This is a genomic window from Streptomyces sp. NPDC102283, assembly GCF_044766265.1.
In the GTDB taxonomy this organism is placed as follows: domain Bacteria; phylum Actinomycetota; class Actinomycetes; order Streptomycetales; family Streptomycetaceae; genus Streptomyces.
On record NZ_JBIWLQ010000025.1, the window covers coordinates 35,386 to 53,936 of the forward strand.

Consider the following 18,551-nt stretch of genomic DNA (forward strand, 5'->3'; position numbering starts at 1 on the left):
AGGCGTTCAGCGGGGCCATCGCAGTGGAACGCCCGGTGGCTCAGACCTCGGGTCGCAGCATCGGTGGATTGAGCACCGTCGCCGCCCCGGCCCGGAACAGCTGCGCGGGCCGGCCGCCCTGCCGCGTGGTCGTCCCGCCCGAAGGCACCAGGAATCCGGGCGTTCCGGTGACCTTGCGGTGGAAGTTACGGGGATCGAGGACCACGCCCCACACCGCTTCGTACACCCGGCGCAGCTCGCCGACCGTGAACTCCGGCGGGCAGAACGCGGTGGCCAGCGAGGAGTACTCGATCTTGGAGCGGGCGCGTTCCACACCGTCTGCCAGGATCCGCGCGTGGTCGAAGGCCAACGGCGCCGCCTGCTCCCCCTCCCGGTCGGCGCCGGGGTGCAGCAGATCCTCGACCGGCGCCCAGCGCGCACTGTTTGCGTCGCCGCCCGCCCGGGGTGCGGGCAGGTCGGGCGCGAGGGCGAGGTGAGCGACGCTGACCACCCGCATCCGGGGGTCGCGCGCCGGATCTCCGTAGGTGGCCAACTGCTCCAGATGTGCGCCGTTGCCCACGGCGGGTTTCGCCGGGTCGTGCGCGCAGAGGCCGGTTTCCTCGACGAGTTCACGCGCCGCCGCGGACCCCAGGTCCTCGTCCATCCTGACGAAGCCGCCAGGCAGCGCCCATCTGCCCTGGAAAGGGGTCTCTCCGCGGCGGACGACCAGCGCGCAGAGCGCGTGACGGCGCACTGTGAGCACGACCAGGTCGACGGTGACGGCGAAGGGCGGGAAGGTCGACGGGTCGTAGGGCGGCATGTCGCGATCATAGTCGTCTGCCTGACGATAAACACTCCCTTCGGCATGCTCGTGATCAGCCGGGGTTCCGTGGTTTCGCGAGCACTGCCGCGTGATCATGGGCACCGTTCGGACAGTTCCGCGTGATCATGAGCAGCGTTCGCACACTTCCGCGTGATCATGAGCAGCGTTCGCACACTTCCGCGTGATCATGGGCGGCGGTGACGTCCAGCAGTCCGGCGTTGCTTCCGGTGCCGCTGTGAACGACACGGTCACCGCCAGCCTCGGCGAGCGCTCGCGGGGGTCCCCGCCCGCCGCCGCCACCCGCACCACCAGCAGCTCCGTCGCCCCCGGGCCAGACCTCAGTCCCCGACCCTGCCGACCTGGAGTTGTCGGCCCTGGGTCGTCACCACGGCGACCGGTACCCCGTCGGGCACTTCGCCGCCGAGATCGGCCAGGAGCCGGTCCAGCGGTGGCAGGTCGGCCGGTGTGCGCACGGCGATGTACAGCGTCCGGGAGCGTGTCTGTACGTCGATGACCTGCGCACCGGGCGTGCCGGAGAGCCAGACGGTCGCCGCGGCGGAGGCGCGGGTGGTCCACACGTGGAGCAGCACGGTCGCGGTGGTGCTGGCCGCGAGGACCAGGCCCACCGCGGCGAACAGCAGCCCGAGGGCCGCGTAGGCACGGCGCGATGCGCGGGCCGGGCGTTCCTCGGCGTGGTCGAGCGCGGCGAAGACCACCATGCCGGCGAAGACCAGCGCGAGCAGGTTGGAGACGAAGAGCACCAGCGCGCCGAGCGCGAGCCACCAGGCGCCCTGCCCGGCGCAGACGCCGGCCACGACCAGCGGCGGCACCAGGGAGATGGCGATGGCCACGCCGGGCAGCACCGCCGCGACGTCCTTGCGGGACAGCGCGAGCGCCCCGGCGAAACCGGTCGCCAGGGCTGCCACCAGATCCAGCAGGCCGGGCGAGGTCCGGCCTGCGATCTGACTGTCCGACAGCAGATCGTAGTCGGACGGTACGGCCAGTGAACCCACGGCGCCGACCGCCACCACCAGAAGCACCCCGGCGAGCACGAACCGGCCCGCCGAGCCCCGCCGGCCCTGTACGGCGCCGATGGCGATGCCCATGATCGGGGTGGACAGCGGTGCGATGATCATCGCGCCGATCACCGTGGCCGTGGAGTCGGTCAGGACCCCGCCGGCCGCGATCACCGCGGAGAAGAACAGCATGGTCCAGAACGCCGACTGCTTCGCTCGCGCGTCCCCGCACGTGAGGTCCAGGTCCTCGGCCAGCTCGGCCTGCGACCGCCGTTGACGCTCCGGAAGCACCCACGCGCGCAGTCCTGTGACCATCGGGTCAGTATCGGAGCCGGGCACCGGCAGGGGCAGGAGCCACCCGCGCGGCGTCACCCTTTCGGGTCCACGCCGCTTTCCGGTTCGGGGTGTCGTACTCACGGGCTGCCCCTATGGCCGTTGGGTGTCCGCATGAGCGGTGTGAAGGTGCCTGAAAGTCCTGGATTCACCCGCCTGTTCGCGCTCTGCACCGGTGCGGCCGCCGGCGTTCTGATGGCGGTGCGGTTGTTCGTGCCGTCCTCGGTGGGGATGGCCGACAACGGCGACGGGTTCCGCCGGATGTGCTCGCTCGACATCGTCACGCGGGTTCCGCCGGGTGTGGAGCAGTGGCTCGCGTACGCCCACTTCACGTACGTCCGCGCGCCCCAGGACGGCTGCGACCCGGCGCAGGTCTACCCCAGCAGCGGAACCTGGCCGCTCCGTGCCGCGGAGCCGCTCAGCGGCCTGCTGGGTTTCCCCGGTGTGCTGGATCTGCGGGCGCTCGCGGTGCTGTTCTGTCTGCTGGTCGCGGGCGCGTTCGCGGTGTTCGCGGCGGCGCTGGGGGGAGGCGTCGTACGCAGGGTGCTGGTGTGCGCGGCGCTGTTCGTGGTGGTCGGGGACAGTACGTTCGCCGGGTACGCGGCATCTCCCTACGGTGAGGCGGCGGGCCTGACCGGCATGGTGTGGGCGCTCGCGGGCGCGGTCCACCTCGGCGGGACGCCCACCGCGCGGCTGCTGGGGCTCGCGGCCTTCACGGCGGGCGCCGTCGTGGCGGTCGCGTCCAAGACCCGGTCGGCGACCATGGCGGTGCCCTTCGTCATCGTGCTCTGCCTCACGCGGGTGCCGGTGGGGCGGTGGGCGGCCGGGTGGCGTGGCCGGGCCGCGCGGTGCTGGCGGCCGTGCTGATCATCGGCGCGGCCGTGTCCGAGGTCGCCGCGCAGCCCGGCCAGTTCCGCAGGATCAATCCCACCGAGATGGCCTTCGTCGGCCTCCTCGCCCACAGTGACGATCCCCGGGCCGCCGCCGTCGACCTCGGGCTTCCGGCGGACTTCGCCCGGTACGAGGGCAGGAGCTGGTGGGTGGAGCAGCCTCCGCAGAGCGATCCCCGCTGGGACCGCTACGAGGACCGGATGGCGTACGGGAACATCGCGTCCTTCCTCGTGACCCACCCGGGGGTGACCGCCCGCATCGCCCTTCACGCGCTGGACGACTTCGGGGCGGCCCGCCCGGACTACCTCGGCTCGTACCCGATGGACGCCGCGCTGCCCCCGGGCGCGCAGGAGAATCGGCTCCCCCTGTTCAGCATGCTCGTACGCGATACCGGCGGCGGGCTGATGCTGACGCTCGTCACTCTGTTGGGGTGCGCGGCGGTCCCGTGGGGGCGGCGTAGGTCCGACCCTCGCCGCCGGGCGTTCGTGGCAACGGTGCTGTGTGCGGCGGCGCTGACGTGGGCGCAGTTCCTGACGGCGGTCTACGGGGAGGCGATCGAGAACACCAAGCATCTGGTGTTCGCCGTCCTGGCCGGCGGGCTCACCCTCGTTCTGGCCGCGGCCACGACGGCGGGGACCGGACGGCCGGGCGAACCCCGTCGGGAGAGCGGGGCGGGTCAGCGGGACTTCGCGTCCTCCAGCGGCGCGGCGGGGGCCGGCGAGGACAGGGCTGCCTCCGCGTTGCGGCGGGTCTTGGCCCACGCCCCACGCCCCCGCGGGTGGCGGGCCAGCGCCCGCCAGGTCGCGAGCGAGTAGCACCAGACGTACGCCGTGTACGCGAAGCCCCAGCCGACACTGCGCCAGAGGCCCTGCGAGGGTTCGCACTTCGCCCGGTAGAGCGGACCCCACATCCCGAACTGGACGAAGGCCAGCAGGACGTAACCGGCGATCGGCCACCACCGCACCCCTGTCCGGTGATGCCCGCACCGCCCGCCCGGTCGATCAGCTGCCCCACGGCGAGGATCAGCAGCACGGGACAGACCGCGCTGACGAAGAGCTGGAGCCATGGCTGGAGGAGCGAGTAGGTGATCTCCGCGACCGCCGGGGTGGACAGCCGGCGCGACCGCCACGCCGTGGGGAGATGGCGGGCGCACTGCATCGTGCCCTGGCTCCACCGGGTGCGCTGGTCGAGCAGGCGGCCCGCGTCCCACAGCGCCTCCTGCTCGACCCAGGTGTCGCGGGTGAAGGCCACCCGGCGCCCCGCGAGGGCCAGGTGCAGGGCGAGTTCGTAGTCGTCGAGCAGCGAGTTGCGCCAGGGCCCGCCCCGGTCGGGATCGTCGTCGAGCGTCCGCAGCGCGTCGAGCGTGACGAACTGGCCGTTGCCGCCCAGGGACACGGTCCCGGTGAAGCTGCGGCAGCAGGGCTCACGACCACGCGAGGAGGAAACGCGAGCGGGGAGACGAATCAACGTGGCGCCACCGGCCGGAACGGGCGGACCACCTGCTTGAGCCGCCGGCTGTCACCCGGGCGTACGAGCACGTCCCCTGAGCCTGTGCGACATCTCCTGGCGACCGGCGTCCCTCCCTGAAGAACCCCCTGTGCCAAGGGCTCGTGCCGGCCTTCGGGACCGCCCTGCCGGGATACGGAGGTGGCGCCAGGAGTCCTGGCCGGGTGCGGCGGTGTCGACGAGGTCGGGTGAGCAGCGAAGGCGCAGTCTACGGGTGAGGCGATCGGCCAGATGCCGACCCGACCGGTCGGTATCGCGATCGGTCCGTGCCGTTGTTCGCGATGGCGCCGACCGGTTCGCCGGCCGTGCCGCCGCCGCTCGCGGTCACCTCGCCGGCGGTTGCCTTAGCCTGAATCCACCGGTCGGTTTTTGATGTGATTCTTGAGAAGGGGGGGTAGCGCCAGACGGGGAACAGCTCGCCCTGCTCGCCGATGGTGGCGGGTTTGCCAGGTCACGGACCTGGCGCACGATCAGCCGCGCGGTGACCTGCTCCGCCTTCTTCCGGCTGGCGAACGCGGTGTATTGGGGTATCTCGGCGACTTCGGCGTCCGAGATGGGTTCACCGGTTGCGGGGTCGGGGACCGAGGTCGGGTAACTGATCTGCTGCCAGGCGTCGTCGGGAATGCTGTGGACAGCCCGCTTGATGGAGGGGTTCATGCCGGTGGTGATCGAGAAGTGGGCTCGGGCCCGGTGGCAGGCGGCGATGACGCCGACGTTGTAGAACTGTGAGTCGGCCCGCAGGATGCGTATGCCGGTGCAGCCGGCCTCTCGACGGCGGTGGCCAGGGCCTCGCTCACGAAGTTCGGGGCGCCCCGGGAGTCGGCTGCTTTGCCGCGGCGCATCCGCACCCCGGCGATCACCGGCCTCGATGTGGGGGTGCAGAGGGTGCCGATCAGGGGGTGCAGGGTGCGGATGCCCTTGAACCGGCCGTACTCGGCGCCCTGCTTGGTCCGGCCGTAGACGCGTTTGTGGGTGGAGTCGACATCGATGAACGCCTTCGCGCCCGAGCCGGGCAGCAGCGGGGCGTGCGCGGTCAGTTCGGCGAGGAACTTCCGCTGCACGGCGTGGAGTTGGCGGGCATGACCGTGGGTGAACGCGCGAAGGGAAGTGCCCAGTGTGGACGGGGCGCGGATACCGCCGAACAGCGTCGGCATCGCACCGTGGCGCAGGACGTCCAGGTCGTCGATGCTGTCCGCACCCGCGACCATCCCGGCCACAAGGCCGGTGATCTTGGTATCCGCTGCGGCGCCCGCGCTGTTCTTCGCCCTGCTCAGCTTCACCTCGGCCGCAGCCAGACGGGACAGCCCGCACCGTTCGGCCAGTCGCATCACCGGGACCAGCCCCGCGTACGCGACCAGATTCATGTCATCGAACGAGGCGCACACCGCCGCAGCGGCATGGGAAGATCGCATCTCGCGGATGCACTCCGATTCTGTGGACATGGAACCCTAGGAAGTCCCATCATCCCAGTTCAGAGGGCATCCGCGTCTCCATGTTCAAGCACTGGAATGGCTATTGACCGGCAGATTGGTCGAGGAAGCGGCTCATGTACAGTGCCGTCTCCCCTTCGGACTCGGTTCCGCTGTAGAGGGAAGTGTCCAGGCCACAGAAGGTGAACCCCATCCGCTGATAGACCCGGATGGCCGGAGCGTTGATGTTCGTCACCTCCAGCCAGACGTGCCCGGCATCGCATGCCCGGGCCCAGTCGATGGCGTGGCTCATCAGCGTGCGCCCGATTCCTCGGCCCTGGTACGGCCCGGCCACCTCGATATCGGCAATGAGCAGCCGCCGGTTCCAGGGCTCATACTCCGTGTCGACATACCCGCACACGCGATCGCTATCCAGCGCGATGAACCGGCGCTTGCCCTCCGACGCCCTATCGCCCTCGGGCTCGTCGTCGGGGAAGACCTTGTGAACCGGCGGGTCCAGCCGAGTGGGTCGAATGGTGAACCCGCTGCCGGAGCCGACCACTTCGAAGACGGTGTCCGAGCTGAACTCGCCCTTGATAACGGCGGACCTGTCCCCCTCGCTCTCAGCCACGCGATAGGTGATTGCCTCCACTGCCTCACGTCCGGCTGATCCACTGTCAGGTAGCGTCATGTCTTCACCGTACCGGCCCGGCGCACCACAGTGGTCGGGTCCAATCCGCCAGCCGGACCACCGCCATCAGACCCGCGTCCACGATCAGATTCGCTCCGTCGAACCAGGGAGAGACCGCCGGAACGGCATGGGATGCCTTCACCCGAGAGATGCCTTGCCGATCGTGCGCGAAGAAGCCTTTGACAAGCCCATCATCACAGGTCACGAGGCATCTCTTACGTTCCCGCCACACATCTCCCAGGTATCGCACTGGTGGATCGAGGCTAAGCCCGGGTGGCTGCGCCGTATCCTCGGCACTGCCCGCCCACGGGCCGACTGCCATGTGTCCGGAGCGCGTCGTGGCAGGACTGCCTGACCGGGGTCAGGCTGCTTCGGTGATGCGCGTTCACGTCGAACGCCTTCTGGTGTGGAGGAAGAGGAAGCGTGACGTCGATGCCCGAGCCGCAGTTCCGCAACTATGTGGAGATCATCCTGGAGGGCCTGGCCGACGAGTCCGGCCGTGATGTCCTGGTGAGCGGGGACCGGCGCATGCGAGCTGGTGAATTCCGTTCTCTGGTCTACCAATTGGCACGAGCACTGCGCGAGCGCGGGGTGGGACCGGGCCGGACGGTCACCCTCCTGTGCGGAAACCTGCCCGAGACGATCGCGGTGCGGTACGCGGTCAACCTGCTGGGCGCGCACTCCAACCACCTCTACAACCGGCTCGCGTCCGACGTGCAGGCCCTGATGATGGCCGACGTGGAGACGTACGCCCTGATCGTCGACCCGCGCCTGACCGGCCGGGCCGCCGAACTGATCCGCGCCGTCGCCCCTGTCGAGCACGTCCTGCTCCTGGGCAAGGCCCCCGAGCAGGGCGGCCCTGGTGACGAGCACGCGGCGGGAAGCCCGGGCGAGGACCTCCTCGCGCTCGCCGGGAAGCAGCCGGACGCCCCCGTGGAGAGCGCCGCGCGCCCCGACGATCTGTGCTTCATCCGGCACTCGGGCGGAACCACCGGACATCCCAAGGGTGTTCGCAGTACGTTCGCACGGATGCAGGGCGGAGTCGCGCGCACGAGGGAGCTCTTCAGCGGGACGGGGCGGCGGGACTTGGTGTGCACCCCGTTGTCGCACGCAGCCGGTTTCATAGCGGACGGCACTCTCTCCGCCGGGGGCACGGTCGTACTGCACTACGCGTTCGACCCGGCCGAGGTCCTCGCCACGATCGAGCGTGAGCGGATCACGAACATGATGCTGCTGCCCCCACTGCTCTACCAGGTCCTGGACCACCCCGACGCCGCGCGCACCGACACCTCCAGCCTCCAACAGATCACCTACGGCGGCACCCCGTCCTCCCCGGCGCGTGTCGCCGAGGCCGTGCGCCTCTTCGGGCCTGTTCTCCAGCAGGGGTACGGGCAGTTCGAGGCCGGTGCCGTGAGCGTGCTGCCCGCCGCCGAGCACGATCCCGACCACCCCGACGTCCTGCGCACCGCCGGGCGACTCGTGCCGGGGGTCGAGGTCGAGATCCGCGACGAGACCGGCCGCTCGCTGCCCACCGGTCGGGTCGGGGAGATCTGCGTACGCTCGGAGACGGTGTTCGAGGGCTATGGGAAGAACCCCGACCTCACTGCCCAGGTTCTGCGCGACGGGTGGGTGCACACCGGCGACCTCGGCTCCCTGGACGACCGGGGGTACCTGACCGTCGTCGACCGGATCAAGGACATGATCGCGGTCGTGGGCGGCCACGTGTACACCACCGAACTTGAGGACTTCCTCAACACCCACCCCGCCGTACGGCAGTCCGCGGTCTACGGGGTGAAGGGAACCGGCGGATACGAGCACATCCATGCGTCGGTCGTCACCACCTCTGATGTCCCTGTGACCAGCGACGACCTGCGGACCTGGGTACGGGAGGGGCGTGGCGCCATGTACGAGCCCGACCGCATCGACTTCACCGGCACCCTGCCGCTGACCGACGCGGGCAAGCCCGACAAGAAGCGGCTGAGGGCCGAAGCCGCGAGGCGCGGCTGATCGCCCGTGGCCGCCCGGCGTACCCCCTGGCGATCTTCCCGGTGTTGCCCTGCCCCAGCCCGTGCATGAGCCGTGTCGGAGCGAATCAAGGGCCCGGCAACTCATCGGGGGTGGCGGGCCCCGGGTCACGAAGGGGCTGGCCGACGTCTGCGGGCCAGTGGGGACGGAAGCGTTCGGCGAAGTCCGTGAAATCGGACCGCAGATACCGAGAGTCGGACGGCTTCAGCCGGATCTGCCGGCGGCTGTCTGCCCACCAGATCTCGAAATCGGCAACCGTGCCCTCCGCCGACCAGTCCGCGCCCTCGCTCGGCAGCATCAGAACGTCGACGAAACCTCCGACGCTCAGGCCGATGTCCAAGAAGATCCCGATCGCACCGGGCCGGGGGCCTTCACCACGGTGCCCTCGAAGACCTGTCCGAAGCGCAGGTCCCTCCGCATCCGAGCCCACTCGACGCCTGTGACCATGAACGGATCATCGCACCGCCGTCCGTCTGCCTCAGCGGCACGTCACCGCCGCGGCGGTCGGCTTCTGCCCCCCTCCCCCAGCGGAGCTACCTCATCCAGAATCTTGACCGTGATGTGAGACTTGCAGCATGGACATGGGGCGTGAGTCGCGGTGGGAAAAGGACGCAATGACGGTGGAGATCGCTTTCGCCCTGGTGACCGCCGCCGTGCTGGCTGGAGTGATCGCTGCCTCCGCCTGGGCTCTGGTCCTGGTTCTTGACCTCTCCGGATCGGCAGGGAGAGGCCTGTTGGCAGGCGGTGCACTGCTCGGTGCGGTAGCGGGAGTGTGGCGTCTGGTACGGGTGCTGCTCCGGTTCGACAAGAAGCGCCGCATGGGCCACTGACTACGGCCCTTCCCTTGCGGTCGGCAGCCTCCCGGCGTGGGTCGGCCTGCCGGTGCAACGACGGTCGATGTCGCCGCGGAGCCGGTCGGCGGTCACCGCGGCGGCGTCGGTGAGGCAGCCGTGGAAGCTCGCGCGGACGTCGTCCAGCTGTCCTGTGAGGACGGCCCGCGGTCAGCCGTGAGGCCGACCACGGGCAGAGGTTGAAGGGCAGGACTGGTCGGGGTTCCACGATTGCGGATTCGCGGCGCGGGGTGCGGCACCACGCCACGGCCGAAGAGGCCGGCCGAGAGCGAGGGGCGAGGGCGAGGCGAGGCGAGGCGAGGCGAGGCGAGGCGAAGGACAGTCGGTCGCAGTTGGGGCTCACGCTCCGTCAGTTGAGCCAGGCGGGGCAGCAGTCCGCATCCCTGCCGGTCGGAGGGCCGGACGGCGGCTCCCGTCCGGTTCTTCGGCTCGCTTCCGGGTCATCGTCGCGTCCTGCTGCCTCGGCGGCCGTAGCGCCGGGCCTCACGTGACCGCCGTCCGGCCGCCGAGGTCCAGGGACGGGGCGAACCGGATGACGCCTTCACCCGCTCTCCGCCCGGGCGCCGGTGAGCGCGCCCCTGCCCCCGGCCGCCGTCGGGCCGTGGTCGGACCCTGCGAACGTGCGGCAACGTGGCGTCCCGGTCGGCGGCGGTGTCCATCACCGTCTCCACGGCCCGGGCGTCCGGGCTCTTCCCCTTCCCCTCGTCCGCGGCCTCGCGCAAGCAGCGGCGCAGGGCCTCCGGGTCGAGTCCTTCGTTGCAGGCCCGATGCAACAGCTGGGCGAACGTGTAGTCGGGATCGGCGCGCAGCGCCAGGGCCAGAGCGACCCGCGCGCCGGGTTCGTCGCCCGTGGACCAGGAGACCCAGCCCGCCAGGGTGAGCGGAGCGGCGGCGTGCTCCCCGTACGGTCCCACGCAACGCCGTGCCAGCGTCCGCCACAGCCGCAGGGCCGCTTGTGCTTCCGCGCCCTCCATCCAGGCGGCGGCCTTGTCCCGGGTCTCCCGGTCCTGGAGCCCGAGGATGACGGCCGCGGCCTCGTCGGAGCCGATCAACTGGTCGTCCCCGGCGTCCGAGAGCGCGGGCGGCGCGGGCTGCGTCACCTCGATGCGGTCCATGAGCGTGCGCGCCATCCGGAGGGTCTCCGTCGCGACCTCGCCCCTGGCCCGCTCGTCGAGGAGCCTCGGGATCAGCACCGGTGCCGCCCTGTCCAGGGCCTCCTCCTGCGCGGTCACGGCTGCCGGGGCCCGCCACGGCTGGAGCCGCGCCTCCATGTCGCGCAACGTGCCCCGCACGTGAACGCCCGCGTAGGCGGCGGCCGCGGCCATCACCGTGGTGCCGGGCATGGCCAGCGGATTTCCCTGGTCGGGGCAGCATCGGGTGTCGGGGCAGCAGTAGGACCAGTAGCGGCCGTCGGAGAGACAGAGCGCTTCGAGGACGGGAACGTCGAGTGCTCCGCACGCCGTGCGCAGGCGTTGCGCGAACGGCCTGAGCCGCTCCATGGTCAGTCGGCCGCCCGACCCGTCCGGGGAGTCCTGGCAGAGGAAGATCACGATCGCGTCGGGCCGTCCTTCGCGGCGCTCGCTCCCGGATACCAGACACTCCGCCAACTGGTCGGCGACCGGCCCCCATTCACCGGGCGCCTGCGGAATTCCGAGGCGGAGCCGACCGCCGAAACGGCCCCGGCCGCCGTGCAGGGCGACCATCACGACGCTGTCGTTGGGATAGAAGCCCATGAGATACGGGAGGGCGTCGGCGAGCTCGGCGGGGCCGCGCAGGGTGATCTGCTGCTCCCCGGCCCGGCCGGTGGATTCCTGGTGCTTGTTCATGCCTTGACGGTCCCGCAGCCCGCCACATCGCGCGACCCCTGTGGATAACGTTATCCACAGGGGTCGTCCCTGTCGTTCGGGGCTCGATATCGTGTTGTACCGCTCGTACCGCGCCGAGTTCGGTTCGCTTCGCGGCGATCGCTCCCGGTCGCGAGGGCTCCCGGGCCGAACAGGTCGACGACCTGGTTGATCAGCATGTCGGCCCGTGAGCGGTTCTGCTCCGGCGGATGCCCCGACGCAGTCGGGGATCGGACGGTCCCACCGGGTCGCGTCGGGGCGCGTGTTCCACAGCCTCCGAGCGGCACCTCACCGGCCGGACAGCGCGTCGCGGCCCGCCCGGTCTACCCGGCCACGGCCAGGACGAGCGGGAGCACCTGATCGGCACCGGCCTGCCGGAGCAGGCGTGCGCCCACGGCGAGGGTCCAGCCGGAGTCGGTGTAGTCGTCGACGAGCAGAACCGGCCCGCGGGCGTCGGACAGCGCGGTGGCGAGTTCGTCGGGCACGGTGAACGAGTCGGCCAGGGCGCGCAGCCGCTGGGCGGAGTTGCTGCGGTGCGCGGCGTGCTCGTCGGCATGCGGGGTGTAGGCCAGGCTGCCCAGGAGCGGGAGCCTCCCGACCCGGGCCACTCCCTCGGCCAGGGACGTGACCAGCCGGGGGCGGGTGCGTGACGGCACGACGACGATGCCCACGGGCCGCGCCATCGCATCGGCGGCACCGCCGGCCCAGCCGCCCGGCGAGCGGGCCCAGTCCGCCAGCACCGTCACCACGGCGTTCAGCACGTCGTCCGGGACCGGCCCGTCCGCGGCCTGAGCCGACAGGAGCGGGCGGAGGCGGTTGCCCCAGCCGATGTCCGACAGCCTCCCCAGCGCACGCCCCGTCATCGCCTGCTGCCCCGCGGGGATCCGGCCCTTGAGGTCCATGCCGACCGAGGCCAGGCCGGTCGGCCACATCTTGCGGGGCTCGACCTCGACACCCGGCCGGTCCAGCTCGCCCGTCGCCGCCGAGAGGGCCGCGGGGGAGACGGCCGGGTCGAGCCAGGGGCCGGCGCAGGTGTCGCAGCGGCCGCACGGCACCGCCTTCTCGTCGTCGAGCTGCCGCTGCAGGAACTCCATGCGGCACCCCGTGGTCGCCACGTAGTCACGCATCGCCTGCTGCTCCGCCGCCCGCTGCTTCGCGACCCACGCGTACCGCTCCGCGTCGTACGCCCACGGCTGCCCCGTCGCGGTCCAGCCGCCCTTCACGCGCTTGACCGCACCGTCCACGTCCAGGACCTTCAGCATCGTCTCCAGACGCGAGCGCCGAAGGTCCACCAACGGCTCCAACGCCGGCAGCGACAACGGACGTCCCGCCTGCCCCAGCACGTCCAGGGTGCGCCGCACCTGCTCCTCGGGAGGGAATCCCACCGAAGCGAAATACGCCCAGATCGCCTCGTCCTCCTTGCCCGGAAGCAACAGGACATCGGCGTGGTCCACCCCGCGCCCCGCACGCCCCACCTGCTGGTAATAGGCGATCGGCGACGAGGGCGATCCCAGATGCACCACGAAACCGAGGTCCGGCTTGTCGAAACCCATTCCCAGCGCGGAGGTCGCCACCAGGGCCTTCACCCGATTCGCCAGCAGATCCTCCTCCGCCTGCAAACGGTCGGCGTTCTCCGTCTTCCCCGTGTAAGAGGCCACCGGATATCCGCGCTGCCGCAGGAACGCGGCGACCTCCTCCGCCGCCGCCACCGTCAGCGTGTAGATGATCCCCGAACCCTGCAGATCTCCCAGCCGCTCCCCCAGCCAAGCGAGCCGGTGCGCCGCGTTCGGCAACTCCAGCACGCCCAGCCGCAGGCTCTCGCGGTCCAGCGGCCCCCGCAGAACCAACGCGTCCCCGCCCCCGGTGCCCAATTGCTCGGCCACGTCCGCGGTCACCCGCGCGTTGGCCGTGGCGGTGGTGGCGAGCACCGGCACTCCCGCCGGCAACTCCGCGAGCATCGTGCGCAGCCGACGGTAGTCGGGCCGGAAATCATGGCCCCAGTCGGAAATGCAGTGCGCCTCGTCGACCACCAGCAGGCCGGTCGTCGCCGCGAGCTTCGGCAGCACCTGATCACGGAAGTCCACGGAATTGAGCCGCTCCGGGCTCACCAGGAGAACGTCGGTCTCGCCGCGCTCCACCTCCCCGTAGATCGTTTCCCATTCCTCGGGGTTGGCCGAGTTGATGGTGCGCGCCTGGATGCCCGCGCGCGCCGCCGACTCGACCTGGTTGCGCATCAACGCCAGCAGCGGCGAGATGATCACCGTCGGGCCGGCTCCGCGCCGCCGCAGCAGCGCGGTGGCCACGAAGTACACCGCCGACTTGCCCCACCCCGTGCGCTGGACCACCAGCGCACGACGACGCTCCTCCACCAGGGCCGCCACCGCCTGCCACTGGTCCTCCCGCAGCCGCGCCGACCCTCCGGGCGCACCGACCAGCTCAGCGAGGATGGCGTCGGCTTCGGTGCGGAGCTCCAGGGTGTCCATGCCTCCATGCAACCCGATGGGACTGACAATCGGCGAATCCACCCTCCGCGACGGCGGTGTTTCTGCTGGTCCTCGCGATTCAGGGGTGGCGGAGGGAGTCATCCCGGGCGGGTTTGGGCAGGGATATCAGTGTCATTCCGGCTGATTCCCGTCAGCCACAGCAATTGCTCGTTGCCGCCTGCCGGTAGGCCAGGGAGAATTGGAACTGCCCCCGCACAGTTCCTCATCGGGCCCGGAAGGGCTGTGCCGCGGCGCGCCCTCACTCGACCCTGCCCGCACCGTGGGCGTGTAGCGAAGGGAGGACCGTGACCTTCGGATTCGCCCCGTCCACAGCCACTTCGACAGCGGCGTCCTCGGTTTCCGCAGACTCCGTCAACCGCCTCGCCCGAATGCTCGAACCAGCGGAGTGGGCCTCGGCGGGCATACCCCTGCTCCGGAGCCCCCGGGAGGTCGTGAGCGGACTGCACTCCCGGCACCGGCCGACTCCGGCCACCGCCGTGGTCGCGGTCCTCGATCATGAGGAACGGCTGACGGCGAGCGCGTCGTTCGCCCGCCGGGCAGCGGTCGCCGCGGACGGCTGGGAGTTCCGCAACGCCCTGCTGGCGCAGTTGCGGCGCGTCCTCCCGCACGATCTGCGACGCCGCACTCCGGTCCGTACGGCCGTGCTTCTGTACTGCCGTGACGGCGACGAACGCTGGACCGAGGAGGACGGCGCGTGGATGTGGGGCCTCCGGGACGCCTGCACCCTGCACGGCCTCCGCTGCGGCGCCTACATCACGCTCACCCGCGGAGGCTGGCAGGTGCTGGGCGAGGGGAGGGGCGGGCGGCGGCCCAGTTCGCTTTCCGAGCCGGAACCCCTGGCCGACGCCGTCGTCGAGCACCGGACCGCCCCTACGCGGTCGGGCGGCGGAGCGGCGGAGGCGCTGCGCCGCACAGCGGCCCGCTGAGCGGGCACTGCGCGACTGCCGGGCGGGCGCCGATCGGCCGTCGGAGGTCCGTCCCGGCGGTGGCCGAGGGACCGGCCGTGGTGTTCCCGGCCGCCCGTGCGGGCGGCCGGGAACACCGGTGGGGTGTGTTCAGACCCCGGCGCCGAGTGCGGAGTTGACCGTCTGCGGGTCCCCGCAGACGATCAGCAGCACGGCGGCGCGGTCACGTGCGACGGGCAGGGTACGCGCCACGGCCGGGTCCGCGTCGTCGTTGACGGCGACGACGACCACGGGCCGGGACGCGGCCCGGTCCGCCACGGAGACGTCGGCGAAGAAGACGTCGTCGCCCGCGTCGTGCTGGGCCCAGTAGGCGGCTTCGCCGAAGGACAGCTCGTGGGCGGCCCACGGGTGCTGTTCGCCGGTGGTGAGCACCAGGATGTCGCCCGGTGCGCGACCGGACTCCAGCAGCAGGTCGACGGCTTCCTCGGCCGCGTCGAGCGCGCCGGCCGCCGGGGCCGGGATCAGCTGGATCTGCGGCGCGGAACGATTCTCCGTCGGCTCCGGGCGGGTGGAGGCCGCAGGGGCGGCCGGTGCCGGTGCCGGAGTGGCGGGTGCCGCGGGGGCGGGGTGGGCGCGCTGCGCCGGGGGCGCGGGGCGCGCGGGGCCGGGACCCGGACGGCCGGGACGCGGAGTGGCCGCGGAACGCGGGCCGGGTACGGGACGAGGGGTCGGCGCGGTGCGGCCGGCGGCCGGAGTGACGCGGGGACCCTGGGCGCTCTCGGGAATCTGAGGCTCCTCGGAGATCAGAGGCATGAAGGTGGTCTGTGGCGGACGCCGAGGTCGTCGGCGTCGGTAAGAGGGGCGCGTGTGCGCGATCAGAATTCGAAGCCGAGCTGGCCCCCGCTTTCGAGTGCGGCCGCCTCGGCGGAAAAGCGGACCTTCTTCAGGTGCTGCCACCGGGGCAGCGCGTCCAGATACGCCCAGGAGAGGCGGTGATGGGCCGTGGGCCCCCGCTCCTCCAGCGCGGCCCGGTGCACGGGCGAGGGATACCCCGCGTTGGCGTCGAAGGCGAAGTCGGCGCAGTCCTCGGACGCGGCGCCCAGTTCGGCCATCATCCGGTCACGGTGCACCTTGGCGATCACCGAGGCCGCGGCGACCGCGATGCAGGACTGATCGCCCTTGATCACGGTGCGGACCTTCCAGGGAACGCCCAGGTAGTCGTGCTTGCCGTCGAGGATCACCGCGTCGGGCCGTACCGGCAGCCCCTCCAGGGCGCGCACGGCGGCGAGCCGGAGCGCGGCGGTCATTCCGAGGTCGTCGATCTCCTCGGGCGAGGCGTCGCCCAGCGCGTAGGCGGTGACCCAGCTCCGCAGCACGGGTTCGAGCTCGGCGCGCCGCCGGGGGGTCAGCAGTTTGGAATCGGTGAGTCCTTCGGGCGCTCGGCGCAGACCGGTGACCGCCGCGCACACGGTGACGGGTCCGGCCCACGCACCGCGTCCGACCTCATCGACACCGGCGACGGTCCTGGCACCGGTGGTAGCGCGAAGTGAGCGCTCGACGGTGTGCGTGGGTGGTTCGTACGGCATGGCGCCAGCCAGCGTACGCCGAGAGCCACGGCAGCAACACCCCGGGGCGCCGTGCGAGCTGCGAATCAGCCGACGAAGGCGGGTTCGAGCCCCTGCGGGCCCTCTGAACGCGGGGGCTCGGGCCCTCTGAACCCGTGGGCTCGGAGGGCCCGCCGGCTCAGTACGGGTCGTAGCCGTCGTCGTCCGGCCCGTATCCGTCCCGGGTCGCCTCCCTGCCCGCGCTGTAGCAGTCACGCGCGTCGCCCTTCACCGGGCGCTTCTCCAGGATCTCCTTCGCCCGCGCCTCTCCCCAGCTGGTCGCGTACCAGGGGGTGTCGGCGTTGAGGACGTCGTTCTGGATGATCCGCAGCGCACAGGAGCGTTCCGGTTCGGGCAGTCGGTCCAGGGCCGGTACGGCGTCGGCGGACAGGTCCTTGACGTAGTCGATGTCGATGGCGGTCGACTCGCTGTCCTCGAAACGCTGGACGTTCTGCTCGGCGATCAACCCATCCGGTGAGAGCAACCCGAAGGCCAGGACGCCGGCCGCCGCGCTCACCGCGATGGCCCGGGGCAGGAACCGGGCCCCGAAGACGCCTGCCGCCAGGATCAGGATCAGCACCACCCCGAGCCAGAGCTCCATCGCGGCCACGGATATCCGGAGCCTGGTCAGCCCGTACTCGTCGACGTACAGGTCCATGCGGCGCAGCGCGGAGGCGACCACGACGAGGGTGAGCACGCAGAGGGGGCCGAGGACCGCCCGCACCAGGGTGCGGTCCCCGGTGCCGCCGCGCGGCGCCCAGCGCAGGGCCAGGGCGATCACGAGGAGGGTGAGCAGCGTGGCCCACAGCAGCTGCCAGAAGCCCTGGCGGGCGTATTCGGCGTGGTTGAGCCCGGTCACGTCCCGGACCTTGTCGTAGCCGCCGAAGAGCACGACGAGCTGGAGGGTGATGAACGCGGCGAAGAGCAGGTTGAGGACGATCAGCGGGAGGGCCCATTCGGCCCGTCCCCGGGGTTTGCCGGGCCGTACGGTGAGCCCGTCCCAGCGCACCGGAGCGGCCGCGGCGTGCGCGGCGGCGAGCGCGCCGGCCAACCCGAGGGCGAAGAGGAAGATCCGCCACGGTCCTTCGCCGACCGAGACGTCGGGCATGAGGCTGCCCAGCAGTTCGGCGAACGCGGCGTCCGCGCTGGCGAAGAGGGCCCCGAACACCACGAGCAGCACGAGGGCCACCACCGTGGTGCGCAGGGCGGCGCCCCAGCGCGCCCGGGAACCGTCGGCCCGTGCGCGTATCCCCCGTACGCCCCAGATGATGCCGGGGACGACCGAGTCGAACAGCCCCAGCGAGCCGATCAGCACGCCCAGCCAGCTGCGGCTGCCGTGCAGCGCGAGCGAGCCGAGCGCGAAGGCGGACACCACGGCGAGGAAGGTGGGCCAGCCCGCGTCCCGGAGCGCGGGCACCGCGAGCAACGCGAGGCCTCCCACCGCCCAGGTCGCTGTCCACGGCCGCAGCCGACGGCCCGCCGACCGCGCGGCGAAGTACGCGGCCAGCGTGGCGGGTACGGCCACGATCAGCAGGTTCGCCCCGAGTCCGTCGCCCAGGAAGAGCGCGCTCAGGAGCGCGGTGGCCAGGACCGAGCCGAGCACGGCGGGCCGGATCAGGGGCGGTGCGGGTGGCCGGATCCGGGCCGTCACATCATTGTCCTCGGCGGAGTGCACCCCGGTGCCGTACTGCCAGGGGCTGCCCGGAGGCCCGGCCTGTCGAGCCGCCTGGGCCCGTTGGCGCGGGTCACGGGAGGCCGCCTGCGCCGGGGCCGGATCCCACACAGCGGAGGACCGCGCGGCATCGGCGGGCGGCGCATCGGCGGACTGCGCCGCGGGCGGATCCGGTTGGTTCGCTGCCGGTGTGCCGGCGACCGCGGAGGCCGCAGGTGGTTCCGGTGGCCGGGGCACGTCGGCGTCCTCCGGCTTCTCCGGCGGTCTGGACGCCTCGGACGGCTGATCGGACATGGGACCCCTCCCCCACCGGGTCCACGCGCGGCCCTGGGCCGTACGCCTGTCCCGGCGTCTCATTCGGCGCACGCCCTCAAGATCAACGAGGGACGGCGTGGCCGAAAGAGTAATCCCGAACTCGCGTTCGCAACCACGCAGAGTGATCCTGTGGCAGGACCGTGACAGAGGGCCGCGGCACCGGTTCAGGGGCGGCCTGCGGGG

The 18,551-nt window shown here is 71.7% G+C and carries 15 protein-coding genes and 1 pseudogene; 5 read left to right on the forward strand and 11 right to left on the reverse strand.

What is annotated here, in order from left to right; all coding sequences use genetic code 11:
- Positions 1-40 precede the first annotated feature (40 nt).
- Together ACIRJT_RS34500 and ACIRJT_RS34505 are read right to left on the reverse strand one after the other, a co-directional pair.
- Complete coding sequence (locus ACIRJT_RS34500) at positions 41-799, reverse strand: NUDIX domain-containing protein (RefSeq protein WP_403917328.1); 759 nt, start codon at positions 797-799, stop codon at positions 41-43.
- A gap of 341 nt (positions 800-1,140) precedes the next feature.
- Positions 1,141-2,133, reverse strand: coding sequence for a DUF389 domain-containing protein (locus ACIRJT_RS34505; RefSeq protein WP_403917331.1), 993 nt, complete (start codon positions 2,131-2,133; stop codon positions 1,141-1,143).
- Positions 2,134-2,280: 147 nt separating this feature from the next.
- On the opposite strand from ACIRJT_RS34505, the gene ACIRJT_RS34510 reads away from it, so the two are divergent.
- Positions 2,281-3,018: a hypothetical protein gene (locus tag ACIRJT_RS34510; protein WP_403917334.1), complete on the forward strand. Its 738-nt coding sequence runs from the start codon at positions 2,281-2,283 to the stop codon at positions 3,016-3,018.
- Entirely contained in the window at positions 2,979-3,857 is an 879-nt protein-coding gene (locus ACIRJT_RS34515) for a hypothetical protein (protein WP_403917337.1), read from the forward strand. The genes ACIRJT_RS34510 and ACIRJT_RS34515 overlap by 40 nt, the downstream gene beginning before the upstream one ends.
- A gap of 217 nt (positions 3,858-4,074) precedes the next feature.
- On the opposite strand, the pseudogene ACIRJT_RS34520 reads toward ACIRJT_RS34515, so the two are convergent.
- The 3 genes and pseudogenes from ACIRJT_RS34520 to ACIRJT_RS34530 all read right to left on the reverse strand — a co-directional run.
- Positions 4,075-4,437 (reverse strand): annotated as a pseudogene (locus ACIRJT_RS34520) (glycosyltransferase); the annotation flags it as partial.
- Between the two features lie 764 nt (positions 4,438-5,201).
- Positions 5,202-5,960: a transposase gene (locus tag ACIRJT_RS34525; RefSeq protein ID WP_403917340.1), complete on the reverse strand. Its 759-nt coding sequence runs from the start codon at positions 5,958-5,960 to the stop codon at positions 5,202-5,204.
- A 100-nt stretch (positions 5,961-6,060) separates the two neighbouring features.
- Positions 6,061-6,648, reverse strand: coding sequence for a GNAT family N-acetyltransferase (locus ACIRJT_RS34530; RefSeq protein WP_403917343.1), 588 nt, complete (start codon positions 6,646-6,648; stop codon positions 6,061-6,063).
- A 432-nt stretch (positions 6,649-7,080) separates the two neighbouring features.
- Between ACIRJT_RS34530 and ACIRJT_RS34535 the strand changes: the two genes are divergently transcribed.
- Positions 7,081-8,655, forward strand: a complete 1,575-nt coding sequence (locus tag ACIRJT_RS34535; protein ID WP_403917499.1) for an AMP-binding protein — start codon at positions 7,081-7,083, stop codon at positions 8,653-8,655.
- A gap of 85 nt (positions 8,656-8,740) precedes the next feature.
- Here ACIRJT_RS34535 and ACIRJT_RS34540 read toward each other — a convergent pair whose 3' ends face one another.
- Positions 8,741-9,013, reverse strand: coding sequence for a hypothetical protein (locus ACIRJT_RS34540; RefSeq protein ID WP_403917346.1), 273 nt, complete (start codon positions 9,011-9,013; stop codon positions 8,741-8,743).
- A gap of 235 nt (positions 9,014-9,248) precedes the next feature.
- On the opposite strand from ACIRJT_RS34540, the gene ACIRJT_RS34545 reads away from it, so the two are divergent.
- Positions 9,249-9,503: a DUF6332 family protein gene (locus ACIRJT_RS34545; protein ID WP_403917349.1), complete on the forward strand. Its 255-nt coding sequence runs from the start codon at positions 9,249-9,251 to the stop codon at positions 9,501-9,503.
- A gap of 461 nt (positions 9,504-9,964) precedes the next feature.
- On the opposite strand, the gene ACIRJT_RS34550 is transcribed toward ACIRJT_RS34545, so the two are convergent.
- A complete protein-coding gene (locus tag ACIRJT_RS34550) occupies positions 9,965-11,350 on the reverse strand; it encodes a DUF4192 domain-containing protein (protein WP_403917352.1) in 1,386 nt (461 codons plus the stop codon).
- Between the two features lie 341 nt (positions 11,351-11,691).
- A complete protein-coding gene (locus tag ACIRJT_RS34555; protein WP_403917355.1) occupies positions 11,692-13,851 on the reverse strand; it encodes a RecQ family ATP-dependent DNA helicase in 2,160 nt (719 codons plus the stop codon).
- Positions 13,852-14,156: 305 nt separating this feature from the next.
- Here ACIRJT_RS34555 and ACIRJT_RS34560 point away from each other — a divergent pair, with 305 nt between their 5' ends.
- On the forward strand, positions 14,157-14,798 hold the full coding sequence (locus ACIRJT_RS34560; protein WP_403917358.1) for a hypothetical protein: 642 nt from the start codon (positions 14,157-14,159) through the stop codon (positions 14,796-14,798).
- 129 nt (positions 14,799-14,927) lie between these two features.
- Here the strand turns inward: ACIRJT_RS34560 and ACIRJT_RS34565 are convergent, their stop codons facing one another.
- From ACIRJT_RS34565 to ACIRJT_RS34575, 3 genes are all read right to left on the reverse strand, one after another.
- Positions 14,928-15,590, reverse strand: coding sequence for a hypothetical protein (locus ACIRJT_RS34565; protein WP_403917361.1), 663 nt, complete (start codon positions 15,588-15,590; stop codon positions 14,928-14,930).
- Positions 15,591-15,652: 62 nt separating this feature from the next.
- Entirely contained in the window at positions 15,653-16,363 is a 711-nt protein-coding gene (locus tag ACIRJT_RS34570; protein ID WP_403917364.1) for a ribonuclease HII, read from the reverse strand.
- 157 nt (positions 16,364-16,520) lie between these two features.
- Positions 16,521-18,347, reverse strand: coding sequence for a DUF4153 domain-containing protein (locus ACIRJT_RS34575; protein ID WP_403917367.1), 1,827 nt, complete (start codon positions 18,345-18,347; stop codon positions 16,521-16,523).
- Between the last annotated feature and the right edge of the window lie 204 nt (positions 18,348-18,551).

What these genes read in the sequence shown, in the direction of transcription:
- ACIRJT_RS34500 (WP_403917328.1), bottom strand. Translation starts at nt 799, where the DNA reads ATGCCGCCCTACGACCCGTCGACCTTCCCGCCCTTCGCCGTCACCGTC.
- ACIRJT_RS34505 (WP_403917331.1), bottom strand. Translation starts at nt 2,133, where the DNA reads ATGGTCACAGGACTGCGCGCGTGGGTGCTTCCGGAGCGTCAACGGCGG.
- ACIRJT_RS34525 (WP_403917340.1), bottom strand. Translation starts at nt 5,960, where the DNA reads ATGCGATCTTCCCATGCCGCTGCGGCGGTGTGCGCCTCGTTCGATGAC.
- ACIRJT_RS34530 (WP_403917343.1), bottom strand. Translation starts at nt 6,648, where the DNA reads ATGACGCTACCTGACAGTGGATCAGCCGGACGTGAGGCAGTGGAGGCA.
- ACIRJT_RS34535 (WP_403917499.1), top strand. Translation starts at nt 7,081, where the DNA reads ATGCCCGAGCCGCAGTTCCGCAACTATGTGGAGATCATCCTGGAGGGC.
- ACIRJT_RS34545 (WP_403917349.1), top strand. Translation starts at nt 9,249, where the DNA reads ATGGACATGGGGCGTGAGTCGCGGTGGGAAAAGGACGCAATGACGGTG.
- ACIRJT_RS34550 (WP_403917352.1), bottom strand. Translation starts at nt 11,350, where the DNA reads ATGAACAAGCACCAGGAATCCACCGGCCGGGCCGGGGAGCAGCAGATC.
- ACIRJT_RS34555 (WP_403917355.1), bottom strand. Translation starts at nt 13,851, where the DNA reads ATGGACACCCTGGAGCTCCGCACCGAAGCCGACGCCATCCTCGCTGAG.
- ACIRJT_RS34565 (WP_403917361.1), bottom strand. Translation starts at nt 15,590, where the DNA reads ATGCCTCTGATCTCCGAGGAGCCTCAGATTCCCGAGAGCGCCCAGGGT.
- ACIRJT_RS34570 (WP_403917364.1), bottom strand. Translation starts at nt 16,363, where the DNA reads ATGCCGTACGAACCACCCACGCACACCGTCGAGCGCTCACTTCGCGCT.
- ACIRJT_RS34575 (WP_403917367.1), bottom strand. Translation starts at nt 18,347, where the DNA reads ATGTCCGATCAGCCGTCCGAGGCGTCCAGACCGCCGGAGAAGCCGGAG.